10 protein-coding genes are annotated in these 13,581 nt (G+C 71.9%); 8 read left to right on the forward strand and 2 right to left on the reverse strand.

The genetic code is table 11. From position 1 onward, the window contains the following. The first annotated feature begins 12 nt into the window (after positions 1–12). Together ftsY and ACWCPF_RS21945 are read left to right on the forward strand one after the other, a co-directional pair. The gene (gene ftsY, locus ACWCPF_RS21940) at positions 13–1,221 is read left to right on the forward strand and encodes a signal recognition particle-docking protein FtsY (RefSeq protein ID WP_451046738.1); all 1,209 of its coding nucleotides are present in this window, start codon (positions 13–15) and stop codon (positions 1,219–1,221) included. A gap of 44 nt (positions 1,222–1,265) precedes the next feature. After that, positions 1,266–1,490 carry a hypothetical protein gene (locus ACWCPF_RS21945; RefSeq protein ID WP_451046739.1) on the forward strand — a complete coding sequence of 75 codons (225 nt, stop codon included), beginning with the start codon at positions 1,266–1,268 and terminating at the stop codon, positions 1,488–1,490. Between the two features lie 3 nt (positions 1,491–1,493). On the opposite strand, the gene ACWCPF_RS21950 is transcribed toward ACWCPF_RS21945, so the two are convergent. Beyond that, the gene (locus ACWCPF_RS21950) at positions 1,494–2,150 is read right to left on the reverse strand and encodes a bifunctional DNA primase/polymerase (RefSeq protein WP_451046740.1); all 657 of its coding nucleotides are present in this window, start codon (positions 2,148–2,150) and stop codon (positions 1,494–1,496) included. 447 nt (positions 2,151–2,597) lie between these two features. Here ACWCPF_RS21950 and nsdA point away from each other — a divergent pair, with 447 nt between their 5' ends. The 6 genes from nsdA (at position 2,598) to ftsH (ending at position 12,370) form a co-directional block, all read left to right on the forward strand. Continuing rightward, positions 2,598–4,082 (forward strand): transcriptional repressor NsdA, encoded by a 1,485-nt coding sequence (nsdA, locus tag ACWCPF_RS21955; RefSeq protein ID WP_451046741.1) that lies wholly within the window; start codon positions 2,598–2,600, stop codon positions 4,080–4,082. Between the two features lie 337 nt (positions 4,083–4,419). Beyond that, positions 4,420–5,763, forward strand: coding sequence for an ammonium transporter (locus ACWCPF_RS21960; RefSeq protein ID WP_451046742.1), 1,344 nt, complete (start codon positions 4,420–4,422; stop codon positions 5,761–5,763). Then, on the forward strand, positions 5,760–6,098 hold the full coding sequence (locus ACWCPF_RS21965; RefSeq protein ID WP_003997576.1) for a P-II family nitrogen regulator: 339 nt from the start codon (positions 5,760–5,762) through the stop codon (positions 6,096–6,098). The genes ACWCPF_RS21960 and ACWCPF_RS21965 overlap by 4 nt, the downstream gene beginning before the upstream one ends. A gap of 26 nt (positions 6,099–6,124) precedes the next feature. Beyond that, complete coding sequence (locus tag ACWCPF_RS21970) at positions 6,125–8,572, forward strand: [protein-PII] uridylyltransferase (RefSeq protein WP_451046743.1); 2,448 nt, start codon at positions 6,125–6,127, stop codon at positions 8,570–8,572. Between the two features lie 217 nt (positions 8,573–8,789). Further along, positions 8,790–10,340, forward strand: a complete 1,551-nt coding sequence (ffh, locus tag ACWCPF_RS21975; RefSeq protein ID WP_451046744.1) for a signal recognition particle protein — start codon at positions 8,790–8,792, stop codon at positions 10,338–10,340. A 95-nt stretch (positions 10,341–10,435) separates the two neighbouring features. Next, the gene (ftsH, locus tag ACWCPF_RS21980; protein WP_451046745.1) at positions 10,436–12,370 is read left to right on the forward strand and encodes an ATP-dependent zinc metalloprotease FtsH; all 1,935 of its coding nucleotides are present in this window, start codon (positions 10,436–10,438) and stop codon (positions 12,368–12,370) included. A gap of 139 nt (positions 12,371–12,509) precedes the next feature. Here ftsH and ACWCPF_RS21985 read toward each other — a convergent pair whose 3' ends face one another. Further along, positions 12,510–13,427, reverse strand: coding sequence for an SAM-dependent methyltransferase (locus ACWCPF_RS21985; protein ID WP_451046746.1), 918 nt, complete (start codon positions 13,425–13,427; stop codon positions 12,510–12,512). Positions 13,428–13,581 lie beyond the last annotated feature (154 nt).

Raw genomic sequence — 13,581 nt, forward strand, 5'->3', positions numbered from 1 at the left:
ACTGGAGCGGTTATGGAAATCGTCATCCTTGCTGTAGTCATCGCCGTGGTCGTGCTCGGTGTGATCGGCGGGCTCGTCATCGGCAGCCGACGCAAGTCGCTGCCCCCGCCGCCCCCCACCGCGCCCGACATCACCGCGCCTCCCGCCGAGCCGCACGTCGGCGACGAGGCCGAGACCCCGCGCGACGAACCGCGCCGCACGATCGAGGAGGTGGATCTTCCCGACGGCGGACCGGCCGGTGTCGCCGTCGAGGAGCCGCCCGGCCCCGCCGTCGAGGTTCCCGAACTCGAGATCCCGGAGCCCACCGAGGGACGCCTGGTCCGCCTGCGCGCCCGTCTGTCCCGCTCGCAGAACGCCCTCGGCAAGGGGCTGCTCACGCTGCTCTCGCGCGAGCACCTCGACGACGACACCTGGGAGGAGATCGAGGACACGCTGCTCACCGCCGACGTCGGCGTGCAGCCCACCCAGGAGCTGGTCGAGCGGCTGCGCGAGCGCGTGCGGGTGCTCGGCACCCGGACCCCCGAGGAGCTGCGCGGCCTGCTGCGCGAGGAGCTGCTCAAGCTGATCGGCACCGACGTCGACCGCACCGTGAAGACCGAGCCCGAGGACCGCAAGCCCGGCATCGTGATGGTCGTCGGGGTCAACGGCACCGGCAAGACCACCACCACCGGCAAGCTCGCGCGCGTGCTCGTGGCCGACGGCCGGACCGTCGTCCTCGGCGCCGCCGACACCTTCCGGGCCGCCGCCGCCGACCAGCTCCAGACCTGGGGCGAGCGGGTCGGCGCGCACACCGTGCGCGGCCCCGAGGCCGGCGACCCCGCCTCCGTCGCGTTCGACGCGGTGAAGGAGGGCAAGCAGATGGGGGTCGACGTCGTCCTCATCGACACCGCCGGACGGCTGCACACCAAGACCGGGCTCATGGACGAGCTCGGCAAGGTCAAGCGGGTCGTCGAGAAGCACGCTCCGCTGGACGAGGTGCTGCTCGTCCTCGACGCCACCACCGGGCAGAACGGGCTCGTCCAGGCCCGGGTCTTCGCCGAGGTCGTCGACATCACCGGCATCGTGCTGACCAAGCTGGACGGCACCGCCAAGGGCGGCATCGTGATCGCGGTCCAGCGCGAGCTGGGCGTCCCGGTCAAGCTGGTCGGACTCGGCGAGGGCGCGGACGACCTGGCGCCGTTCGAGCCGGAGGCGTTCGTGGACGCTCTGGTCGGGGAGTGACACCCACCTCCGGAAATCCGGACACGGTGGAAGACATGGAAGACATGGCTGAAGCGAGAAGCGCCCGCCCCCAGGTCCAGTGGGAGCGGGCGCTTCGCCGTGTGAGGCCGGAAGGAACCGGTCTCTACCGGCAGGACCGGCAGGACCGGCAGGACCGGCAGGACCGGCAGGGCCGGCAGGGCCGGCAGGACCGGCAGGACCGGCAGGGCCGGCAGGGCCGGCAGGGCCGGCAGGGCCGGCAGGGCCGGCAGGGCCGGCAGGGCCGGTAGGGCCTACGCCCGGGAGCGATGCGCCAGATACGCCAGCGTCCCCAGCAGCAGCCGGGCCTCCGGCGGGCGGGTCGTCGAGTCCAGCGCGGGTGGGCGCAGCCAGCGCACCGGGCCGAGGCCGCCGCGGTCGGAGGGCGGGGCCGTGATGTGCGTACCGGGGCCGAGACCGCGCAGGTCGAGCGAGGACGGGTCGTCCCAGCCCATGCGGTAGAGCAGGCCCGTCAGCTCGGCGGCGGCGCCGGGGGCGACGAAGAACTGGGTGCGGCCCGCGGGGGTGGCGATGACCGGGCCGAGCGGCAGGCCCATGCGTTCGAGGCGGACCAGGGCGCGCCGCCCGGCGGGCTCGGCGACGTCGATCACGTCGAACGCGCGGCCGACGGGCAGCATCACCGCGGCGCCGGGGAACTCCGACCAGGTCCGGCTGACATCGTCGAGGGTGGCGCCGGCCGGCACCCGCGGGGCGAACTCCAGGGGGTGTGCGCCCGGTTCGCGGCACTCGGGGCGGCCGCACGAGCAGACGCCCGCCGCGGCGCGCGCACCCGGCACCGCGTCCCAGCCCCACAGCCCCGTGAACTCGGCGACCGCGGTGCACTCGGACGAGCGACCGCGCCTGCGCGCGCCGGAGCGGATCTCGCGAATGCCGCCGATCGTGAAGCCCATGCCCCCTCCAACGGGTCCGACGCGCCGATGGTTACGCAGTGGTCGCGCACAGTGACGCTCTGTGTTTTCGCTTCCCGGTGGCCGCTCGATCCAGTCGGCGTCCGGAAGCGCTTGCGGTGGTGTGTCGGGCTGCGCGCGCCCCTGAGTGCTTCCTTCCGCTCACTCCCGGCCGTCCTGTGTCAAGTGAATCGCGTGCAGGCCATCGGGAGTTCATTCGAAGGGGTGGCGAATGGTGGCGTTTCCGGGATCGCCGTGGCTGGAGCCGTGATCGTAGGATTACTTTGAGTGTGCGGGTCCTGGAGGCACATGCGCTTGTGGGTATGCCGGAGGCAACTCGGCTTTCCGTTCGAAGGGTGACAAGTACCGGACGGAGAGCCGTATTTACCGGCATTCTGATAAGGCTTGGCGCACTCAGTGACAAGTGGTCTCAGGGATGGGGGCGTTCCAGTGAGCGGCAACGGCGGAAGCGGAAACAACGCTGCGAGCGCGGACAAGCGCCCGAACGAGCTGCTCACGTCGTGGTTCGTGCGCAGCGGCTGGTCGAAGGGCGAACTGGCACGTCAAGTCAACCGGCGCGCACGCCAGTTGGGCGCCAACCACATCTCCACGGACACCTCGCGCGTGCGCCGCTGGCTCGACGGCGAGAACCCCCGCGAGCCCATCCCCAGAATCCTGTCCGAGCTGTTCTCCGAGCGGTTCGGCTGCGTCGTCTCCGTCGAGGACCTCGGGCTGCGCGCCGCGCGCCAGGCACCCTCCGTGACCGGCGTCGACCTGCCGTGGACGGCCCCGCAGACGGTGGCCCAGCTCAGCGAGTTCTCCCGCAGCGACCTGATGCTGGCCCGACGCGGCTTCCTCGGCACCTCGCTGGCCCTGTGCGCCGGACCGTCCCTCATCGAGCCCATGCAGCGCTGGCTGGTCCCCTCGCCGCCCGCCCCGCTCGAGGAACCGGACTCGGTGCCCACCAGCCGGGCCCGCGGCCGGCTCTCCCGGCCCGAGCTGGACCTGCTGGAGTCCACCACGGTGATGTTCCGGCAGTGGGACGCGCAGTGCGGCGGCGGGCTGCGCCGCAAGGCGGTCGTCGGCCAGCTGCACGAGGTGACGGACCTGCTCCAGGAGCCCCAGCCCGAGTCCACCGCCAGGCGGCTCTTCAAGGTCGCCGCCGAGCTGGCCGAGCTCGCCGGCTGGATGAGCTACGACGTCGGACTGCAGCCGACCGCCCAGAAATACTTCGTCCTCGCCCTGCACGCGGCCAAGGAGGCCGGCGACCGGCCGCTCGGTTCCTACGTGCTGTCCAGCATGAGCCGCCAGATGATCCACCTCGGCCGGCCCGAGGACGCCCTGGAGCTGATCCACCTCGCGCAGTACGGCAGCCGGGACTGCGCGAGCCCGCGCACCCAGTCCATGCTGTATGCGATGGAGGCCCGCGCCTACGCCAACATGGGGCAGCCCGGGCGGTGCAAGCGGGCCGTGCGGATGGCCGAGGACACCTTCGCCGAGACCGACGAGTGGGACGAGCCGGACCCGGACTGGATCCGCTTCTTCTCCGAGGCCGAGCTGTACGGCGAGAACAGCCACTCCTTCCGCGACCTCGCCTATGTCGCGGGCCGCAGCCCCACCTACGCCTCCCTCGCCGAGCCCCTGATGCGCAAGGCCGTGGAGCGGTTCGCGGGCGACTCCGACCACCAGCGGTCCTATGTGCTGAACCTGATCGGCATGGCCACGGTCCATCTGCTGCAGCAGGAGCCCGAACAGAGCGCCACCCTCGCCATCCAGGCCATGAAGGAAGCCAAGAAGGTGCGCTCCGAGCGCGTCAACACTCGTATCCGAAAGACCGTCGACAGCGCCGTACGCGATTTCGGGGATCTCACCGAAGTAGTGGATCTGACCGAGCGGCTCACCATCGAACTTCCGGAGACCGCCGAAGCGGTCTGATCGATCCGCAGCGGCGCGAAAAACCCTAGAACCCCGGCCGCGGCCGGCCCTCCCGAACAGCCCGACTCGGCTCCCCCATGCCAGGTCATCGGAAGGCCGACCGTGGCCGGTTCCACTTCCTTCAGTGAAGGTTGCGCCACGATAACGATCCACTCGGCGAACATCAGGCAGTTCATCGAGGCGTAACGCACAAGGCGTCTTCGTCACGGCGGCGAAACAACGAGGGGCTTCCACCGAAACGGCGCTGCGTCAATCTCATGGCGCATAACCGGCCCACCCCTCACCACCCGCTCTGGCTTCGCCCGCACGGGGCCGTACCTACGACGAGGAGACGCCGATGGCACAGGCCGCCATCACGCTTGCGGCGGACGCACCCACGCTGTCGTCCGCGAACACAGGCTTCATGCTCATCTGTTCCGCCCTGGTGCTGATCATGACCCCGGGCCTCGCCTTCTTCTACGGAGGCATGGTCCGCGTCAAGAGCACGCTGAACATGCTGATGATGAGTTTCATCAGCATCGGGATAGTCACCATCCTGTGGGTGCTGTACGGCTTCTCGATGGCATTCGGCACCGACTCCGGCAGCCTCATCGGCTGGAACTCCGACTGGGTCGGCCTCAGCGACATCGGACTGACGGAGCTGTGGGACGGCTACACCATCCCGATCTTCGTGTTCATGGTCTTCCAGATGATGTTCGCGATCATCACCCCCGCCCTGATCAGCGGAGCGCTCGCGGACCGCGTCAAGTTCTCCGCCTGGGCGCTGTTCGTCGCCCTGTGGGCCACGGTCGTCTACTTCCCGGTCGCGCACTGGGTCTGGGGCGCCGGCGGCTGGGCCTTCGAGCTGGGCGTCATCGACTTCGCCGGCGGCACGGCGGTCCACATCAACGCCGGCGCCGCGGCCCTCGGCGTGATCCTGGTCATCGGCAAGCGCGTCGGCTTCAAGAAGGACCCGATGCGCCCGCACAGCCTCCCGCTGGTCATGCTCGGCGCCGGTCTGCTGTGGTTCGGCTGGTTCGGCTTCAACGCCGGCTCGTGGCTCGGCAACGACGACGGCGTCGGCGCGCTGATGTTCGTCAACACGCAGGTCGCGACGGCCGCCGCCATGCTCGCCTGGCTCATCTACGAGAAGATCCGCCACGGCGCGTTCACCACGCTGGGCGCCGCCTCCGGCGCGGTCGCCGGTCTGGTCGCCATCACCCCCTCGGGCGGTGCGGTCTCCCCGCTCGGCGCGATCGCGGTCGGCGCCATCGCCGGTCTGCTGTGCGCCATGGCCGTCGGCCTGAAGTACAAGTTCGGCTACGACGACTCGCTCGACGTCGTCGGCGTCCACCTCGTCGGCGGTGTCGTCGGCTCCCTGCTGATCGGCTTCTTCGCCAGCGGCAAGGGCCAGTCCGACGTCGAGGGCCTCTTCTACGGCGGCGGCCTCGACCAGTTCTGGAAGCAGTGCGCCGGAGTCTTCGCGGTCCTCGCCTACTCCCTGGTGGCCTCCGCGATCCTCGCCTTCCTCATCGACAAGACCCTCGGCATGCGGGTCCCCGAGGACGACGAGATCGCCGGCATCGACCAGGCCGAGCACGCCGAGACCGCATACGACTTCAGCGGTGCCGGTGGCGGCGCCGCCCGCACGACCGCCCTTCCGACCGCGGTCGCAGGCGCGAGCAAGAAGGTGGACGCATGAAGCTCATCACCGCCGTCGTGAAGCCCCACCGGCTCGACGAGATCAAGGAAGCCCTGCAGGCCTTCGGCGTGCACGGCCTCACGGTCACCGAGGCCAGCGGCTACGGTCGTCAGCGGGGACACACCGAGGTCTACCGTGGAGCCGAGTACACGGTCGACCTGGTCCCCAAGATCCGCATCGAGGTGCTGGCCGAGGACGACGACGCCGAGCAGCTGATCGACGTCATCGTCAAGGCCGCCCGCACCGGCAAGATCGGTGACGGCAAGGTCTGGTCCCTCCCGGTCGAGACGGCCGTACGGGTCCGCACCGGCGAGCGCGGCCCGGACGCGCTCTGACGGCAGAACAGAACAGGAGTCGCTGGGTGACGAGTACGGACATGCGCAAGGATGCAGAGGACTCCGGACCCAGCGGCTACGCGGCGGCCCGGCTGCGCCTCCTCACCGAGGAGGCGCGGTCCGGGCCGCCGCGCCGTGCGGCCCTCGCACAACTGACCGACGACTGGCTGACAGGGCTCTTCACCGCCGCCGCCGAGGACCTCCGCGGGGTCTCCCTGGTCGCCGTCGGCGGCTACGGCCGCGGCGAGCTCTCCCCGCGCAGCGACCTCGACCTCCTCCTGCTGCACGACGGCTCCGACCCCAAGGCGATCGCCGGCCTCGCCGACCGCCTCTGGTACCCCGTCTGGGACCTGGGCCTCGCCCTCGACCACTCCGTGCGCACCCCGGCGGAGGCCCGCAAGACCACCGCGGAGGACCTGAAGGTCCAGCTCGGCCTGCTCGACGCCCGCCACCTCGCCGGCGACCTCGGCCTGACCGCCGGACTGCGGACGTCCGTCCTCGCCGACTGGCGCAACCAGGCGCCCAAGCGCCTCCCCGAACTCCAGGAACTGTGCGCCGAGCGCGCCGAGCGCCAGGGCGAGCTCCAGTACCTGCTGGAGCCCGACCTCAAGGAGGCCCGCGGCGGACTGAGAGACGCCACCGCCCTGCGCGCCGTCGCCGCCTCCTGGCTCGCCGACGCACCCCGCGAGGGCCTCGACGACGCCCGCCGCCGCCTCCTCGACGTCCGCGACGCCCTGCACCTGGCCACCGGCCGCGCCACCGACCGCCTCGCCCTCCAGGAACAGGACCAGGTCGCCGCCGAGCTGGGCCTGCTCGACGCCGACACCCTGCTGCGGCAGGTGTACGAGGCCGCGCGCGTCATCTCGTACGCGAGCGACGTCACCTGGCGCGAAGTGGGGCGCGTGCTGCGCTCGCGCGCCGTGCGGCCGCGGCTGCGCGCCATGCTCGGCGGCGGAAAGCCCGTCGCCGAGCGCTCTCCGCTGGCCGAAGGCGTCGTCGAGCAGGACGGCGAGGTGGTGCTCGCCCGCGCCGCCCGCCCCGAACGCGACCCCGTGCTCCCGCTGCGCGCCGCGGCCGCCGCCGCACAGGCCGGCCTCCCGCTCTCCCTGCACGCCGTACGCCGCCTCGCCGCCACCGTGCGCCCCCTGCCCACGCCCTGGCCCGCCGAGGCGCGCGAGCAGCTCGTGACCCTGCTCGGCTCCGGCCAGCCCACCGTCGAGGTCTGGGAGGCGCTGGAGGCCGAAGGGCTCATCACCCAGCTGCTGCCCGACTGGGAGCGGGTGCGCTGCCGCCCGCAGCGCAACGCGGTCCACATCTGGACCGTCGACCGGCACCTCATCGAGACGGCCGTGCGCGCCTCCGAGTTCACCCGCCGGGTCAGCCGCCCCGACCTCCTCCTGGTCTCCGCGCTGCTGCACGACATCGGCAAGGGCTGGCCCGGCGACCACTCCGTCGCGGGCGAGATCATCGCCAAGGACGTCGCCGCCCGCATCGGCTTCGACCGGGCGGACGTCGCCGTCCTGTCCACCCTCGTCCGGCACCACCTGCTGCTCGTCGAGACGGCCACCCGACGCGACCTGGAGGACCCGGTCACGGTCCGCTCGGTCGCCGACGCGGTCGGCTCGCAGAGCACCCTGGAGCTGCTGCACGCGCTCACCGAGGCGGACGCCCTGGCCACCGGGCCCGCCGCCTGGTCCACCTGGCGGGGTTCGCTCGTGGCGGACCTGGTCAAGCGGGTCGGCGCGGTGCTCGCCGGGAACGAACCCGAGGAACCCGCCGCGGCCGCGCCCACCGCCGAGCAGGAACGCCTCGCCATCGAGGCGGTCGCCACCGGCAGCCCCGTGCTCGCGCTGCGCGCGCAGACGGAACCGCCTGCGGAGGAACAGCCGTCCGGCGACCCCGAGCCGCTCGGCGTGGAACTCCTCATCGCCGTGCCCGACCAGGAGGGCGTGCTGCCCGCCGTGGCCGGCGTCCTCGCCATGCACCGGCTGACCGTGCGCACCGCCGAACTGCGCGCCCAGGACCTGCCGACCGGCGTCGAGGGCTCCGTCCTGCTGCTGAACTGGCGGGTCGCCGCCGAGTACGGCTCGCTGCCCCAGGCGGCCCGGCTGCGCGCCGACCTCGTCCGCGCCCTGGACGGCTCCCTGGACATCGCCGGCCGGCTCGCGGAGCGCGACGCCGCCTACCCCCGGCGGCGGGGCTGGGTCGCGCCGCCGCCGCGCGTCACGGTGGCCTCCGCGGCCTCCCGGCACGCCACGGTCATCGAGGTCCGCGCCCAGGACGCGCCGGGCCTGCTGTTCCGCATCGGCTCGGCGCTGGAGGACGAGGGCCTGCGGGTGCGCAGCATGCACGTCTCGACGCTGGGCGCGAACGCGGTGGACGCGTTCTACGTGACGCAAGCGCAGGGCACGCCCCTGGCGGGGGACGAGGCGGCGGCCGTGGCTCGGAAACTGGAGGAAGCGTTGCGGGCGTGACCTTGGAGTCATCCTGTGCGTTAGCCGGATGTGTCCCCGCTGACGCGGGGGTGGTCCGATCGTCAACGACGAGCTTGTCACGATCCTTGGTTGCTCCCCGCCGACGCGGGGGTTCCGTCCCCGTCCGCTGACTACAGCGGGCGGGGACGATTTGTTGGCTGGGCCAGATACTCTGGAGGGCAGCCCACCGCCCCCGACTCCGAGGACCGACGTCGCCGTGTTCGATACCCTCTCCGACCGCCTCAGCGCGACTTTCAAGAATCTCCGCGGCAAGGGCAGGCTGTCCGAGGCGGACATCGACGCCACCGCGCGCGAGATCCGCATCGCCCTCCTCGAAGCCGACGTGGCCCTGCCGGTCGTCCGCACGTTCATCAAGAACGTCAAGGAACGCGCCCTCGGCACCGATGTCTCCCGGGCACTGAATCCGGCCCAGCAGGTGCTCAAGATCGTCAATGACGAACTTGTGCAGATTTTGGGCGGCGAGACCCGGCGGCTGCGCTTCGCCAAGCAGCCGCCGACCGTGATCATGCTCGCGGGTCTGCAGGGCGCCGGTAAGACCACCCTCGCGGGCAAGCTCGGCCACTGGCTGAAGGGGCAGGGCCACTCGCCGCTCCTGGTCGCCGCCGACCTCCAGCGCCCCAACGCCGTCAACCAGCTCAGCGTCGTCGCCGAGCGGGCCGGTGTGGCCGTCTACGCGCCGGAGCCGGGCAACGGCGTCGGCGACCCGGTCAAGGTCGCCAAGGACTCCATCGAGTTCGCCAAGACCAAGGTCCACGACATCGTGATCGTGGACACCGCCGGCCGCCTCGGCATCGACGCCGAGCTGATGCAGCAGGCCGCGGACATCCGCGACGCCGTCTCGCCCGACGAGATCCTCTTCGTCGTCGACGCGATGATCGGTCAGGACGCCGTCAACACCGCCGAGGCCTTCCGGGACGGCGTCGGCTTCGACGGCGTCGTGCTGTCGAAGCTCGACGGCGACGCCCGCGGTGGTGCCGCCCTGTCGATCGCCTCCGTGACCGGCAAGCCGATCATGTTCGCGTCGAACGGTGAGAAGCTCGACGACTTCGACGCCTTCCACCCCGACCGGATGGCCTCCCGCATCCTCGACATGGGCGACCTGCTCACCCTGATCGAGCAGGCGGAGAAGACGTTCAGCCAAGAAGAGGCCGAGAAGATGGCCTCCAAGCTGGCGTCCAAGAAGGGCCAGGACTTCACCCTGGACGACTTCCTGGCCCAGATGGAGCAGGTCAGGAAGATGGGCAGCATCAGCAAGCTGCTCGGCATGCTGCCCGGCATGGGCCAGATCAAGGACCAGATCGCCAACCTGGACGAGCGGGACGTCGACCGCACGGCCGCGATCATCAAGTCGATGACCCCGGGCGAGCGCCAGGACCCGATGATCATCAACGGCTCGCGCCGCGCCCGTATCGCCAAGGGTTCCGGTGTCGAGGTCAGCGCGGTGAAGGGCCTGGTCGAGCGGTTCTTCGAGGCCCGCAAGATGATGTCCCGGATGGCCCAGGGCGGCGGCATGCCCGGTATGCCGGGGATCCCGGGCATGGGCGGCGGCCCCGGCCGCACCAAGAAGCAGCCCAAGCAGGCCAAGGGCAAGCAGCGCTCCGGCAACCCGATGAAGCGCAAGCAGCAGGAGCTGGAGGCGGCCCAGCGCCGTGAGGCCCAGGCCCAGGGCGGCAACCCGCTGGGGCTGCCGCAGCAGGGCGCACAGGACTTCGAACTGCCCGACGAGTTCAAGAAGTTCATGGGCTGACGGCCCTGCCGCACCCGACGCCGAGGGCGCTCTTCCCGCACGGGAGGGCGCCCTCAGCGCATGCCGGGGCCCGTTCCGTGCCGTAACGTCCAGATATGGGCAATGCCGCGCCGTCTCGCAAGGCACCGGACCAGCCTTGGCGCACCGAGGGCACCCCGGAGGAGCCGCCCCGGCGGCCCGGCGGCCGTCGGCCACGCGGCCGGTGGTGGGGCCTCGCGGTCACCGCGGTGATCGTCTTCCTGCTGGTCTACGTGGGGCTGAACTACCTCGGCCAGGGCGACGAGCCGACGATCTCGTACACGGAGTTCAGCCGGCAGGTCGACGAGGGCAACGTCGAGAAGATCTACTCCAAGGGCGACGCCATCCAGGGCCAGCTCAAGGAGGCCCGGGACGACCCCGACGGCGACGGCGAGTACACCAAGTTCAAGACCCAGCGGCCGGCCTTCGCGGACGACGACCTCTGGCAGAGCCTGGACCGCCGCGATGTCACGGTGACCGCGCGGCCGGTGGTGCAGCAGCGCGGTCTGCTGTCCAACCTGCTGCTGTCGCTGGTGCCGATCGTGATCCTGGTCGCGGTGTGGATCTTCTTCGCGCGGCGGTTCGGCGGCGGCATGGGCGGGGCGGGCGGCATGCTCGGCCGCAAGGCGCCGCCCAAACCGGTCGAGCTGCGGCCCGGCACCCAGCGCACCACCTTCGCCGACGTGGCCGGCATCGACGAGGTCAAGGGCGAGCTGGACGACGTCGTCGACTTCCTGGAGCATCCGGACGTCTACCGCCGGATGGGCGCGAAGATGCCGCGCGGGGTGCTGCTGGCCGGTTCGCCGGGCACCGGCAAGACCCTGCTGGCGCGGGCGGTGGCGGGCGAGGCGGGGGTGCCGTTCTTCTCGGCCTCGGCCTCCGAGTTCATCGAGATGATCGTCGGCGTCGGCGCCTCCCGGGTGCGGGAGCTGTTCGCCGAGGCGCGCAAGGTGGCCCCCTCGATCATCTTCATCGACGAGATCGACACCATCGGGCGGGTCCGCAGCGGGGGCGCCTCGGTCGGCGGGCACGACGAGCGTGAGCAGACGCTGAACCAGATCCTCACCGAGATGGACGGCTTCTCCGGCGCGGAGGGCGTGATCGTCATCGCGGCCACCAACCGCGCCGACATCCTCGACCCGGCGCTGACCCGGCCCGGCCGTTTCGACCGGGTGGTCAACGTCTCCCCGCCGGACCGCGCCGGACGCGCGGCGATCCTGCGGATCCACACCCGGGAGATCCCGCTCGCCGCCGATGTGGATCTGGTCCAGGTGGCCCGTACGACCCCGGGCATGACCGGTGCGGATCTGGCCAATCTCGCCAACGAGGCCGCCCTGCTCGCCGTCAAGCGGGGGCAGGAGCAGGTGACCGCGTCGGATCTCTCCGAAGCGCTGGAGAAGGTGCAGCTCGGGGCCGAGCGCACGCTCGTGATGCCCGAGGAGGACCGGCGGCGCACGGCCTACCACGAGAGCGGCCACGCCCTGCTCGGCATGCTCCAGCCCGGCGCCGACCCCGTCCGCAAGGTCACCATCGTGCCGCGCGGCCGGGCGCTCGGCGTGACGCTGTCCACCCCCGAGGTGGAGCGGTACGCGCTGTCCGAGGAGTACCTGCGCGGCCGCATCATCGGCGCTCTCGGCGGGATGGCCGCCGAGCACGTGATCTATGGGGTGGTCACGACGGGTGCGGAGAACGACCTGGAACAGGTCAGCAACATCGCCCGCGGGATGGTCGCGCGCTGGGGCATGAGCCCGCGGGTCGGCCGGCTCTCCGCCCTCCCGAGCGACGCCCAGCAGGCCTACGGCCTCGCCGCCGCGCCGGCCACCCTCGACGCGATCGACCACGAGATGCGCCGGATCGTCGACGAGTGCTACGAGGAGGCGTGCCGCAGACTCCGCGAGCACCAGGGGCAGTTGGACGCCCTCGCCGAGGCGCTGCTGGAGAACGAGACCCTGGAGGAGGCGGACGCCTACCGCATCGCCGGGATCGCCAGGCTGACCAAGGGAGAGGTGTAAGCGCTCCGCTGCCGCGAAGTGCCGCGATGTGCCGTCGTTCTGCTGCGGCACCGTCGTGGCCGGTCGCGCCCGCGCGGCGGAGCCGCAGATGTCAGCGCCCCGCGCCCCTGCAGGGCGCTGCCGCACCCGGGGGCGTGTCTCAGGGCGTGCGGGCGATGAGGTAGCGGAACACGTTCGGCATCCACACCGTCCCGTCCGGCCGCCGGTACGGGTGCAGGGCCTCCGTCAGCTCCTTGTCGACCTGCGCCTGGTCCGTCGCCGCGACCGCCGCGTCGAACAGGCCGGTGGACAGCAGGCCCTTGAGGGCGCTCTCCACGTCCGCGTATCCGAACGGGCAGGCCACCCGCCCCGAGCCGTCCGGCCGCAGCCCGGCCCGTCCGGCGACCTCCTCCAGGTCGTCGCGCAGCGCCGGACGCAGCCGGACCGTGCCGCCGCGCAGCGGATCGGCCAGCTTCGCCGCGACCCGCAGCACCGCCGAGGTGGCACACCGCTCCGGCGGCCCCCAGCCGACCAGCACCACGGGCGCGCCGCGCACGGCGAGCGGCTTCGCGCCGGTGAGCGCAGCGGCGAGCCGGTCCGCGTCGCCCGCGCGGCAGCCGATCGGCTCGAAGGCGGTCACCAGGTTGTACGCGGGCGCCGCCGGCTCGGCCGCGTCCTTCGGCGCGTGGTCGGTGAGCCGGACGGCGCCGCCGGTGACGCCGCTGCTGGCGCCGCCGCTGCCGTTGTCTCCCGCACGCGTGCGCGTGGCGCGCTCCTCGGGCTCCTTCGGCAGCAGCCGCTCACGGGCGAGGGCCAGCCGCTCGGGGGAGGAGGGCTCGACGCCCGTGAGGGCGGCCGCGCCTCTGGCGGCGGCCATCAGCAGGGCGAGCCCGGAGCCGCAGCCGAGGGCGAGGAGCCGGGTGCCGGCTCCCACGTCCAGTCGCTCGTGGACGGCCTCGTAGAGCGGTACCAGCATCCGCTCCTGGATCTCCGACCAGTCACGCGCGCGTGCACCCAGGTCCGCGCGGGACGTCGGTCCCGCGTGCGGCAGGTGCTGTCGCACGAGCGTAGGTGTCATGGATAAGCGCCCCAATCCGCCGAGAATCGACGCAGTAACCGATCAGGTGGCCCCCGTGCAGTGCGCTCGCACTTCCCCCGTATGTCAGGTAACTCCCCGTACGCGACCGCGTCCAGGGGTCGCGGGGCCCGGCTTGGGGACTTGCTGTGCCTGT

The organism is Streptomyces sp. NPDC001858, assembly GCF_053594615.1.

What these genes read in the sequence shown, in the direction of transcription:
- ftsY (WP_451046738.1), top strand. Translation starts at nt 13, where the DNA reads ATGGAAATCGTCATCCTTGCTGTAGTCATCGCCGTGGTCGTGCTCGGT.
- ACWCPF_RS21945 (WP_451046739.1), top strand. Translation starts at nt 1,266, where the DNA reads ATGGCTGAAGCGAGAAGCGCCCGCCCCCAGGTCCAGTGGGAGCGGGCG.
- ACWCPF_RS21950 (WP_451046740.1), bottom strand. Translation starts at nt 2,150, where the DNA reads ATGGGCTTCACGATCGGCGGCATTCGCGAGATCCGCTCCGGCGCGCGC.
- ACWCPF_RS21960 (WP_451046742.1), top strand. Translation starts at nt 4,420, where the DNA reads ATGGCACAGGCCGCCATCACGCTTGCGGCGGACGCACCCACGCTGTCG.
- ACWCPF_RS21965 (WP_003997576.1), top strand. Translation starts at nt 5,760, where the DNA reads ATGAAGCTCATCACCGCCGTCGTGAAGCCCCACCGGCTCGACGAGATC.
- ftsH (WP_451046745.1), top strand. Translation starts at nt 10,436, where the DNA reads ATGGGCAATGCCGCGCCGTCTCGCAAGGCACCGGACCAGCCTTGGCGC.
- ACWCPF_RS21985 (WP_451046746.1), bottom strand. Translation starts at nt 13,427, where the DNA reads ATGACACCTACGCTCGTGCGACAGCACCTGCCGCACGCGGGACCGACG.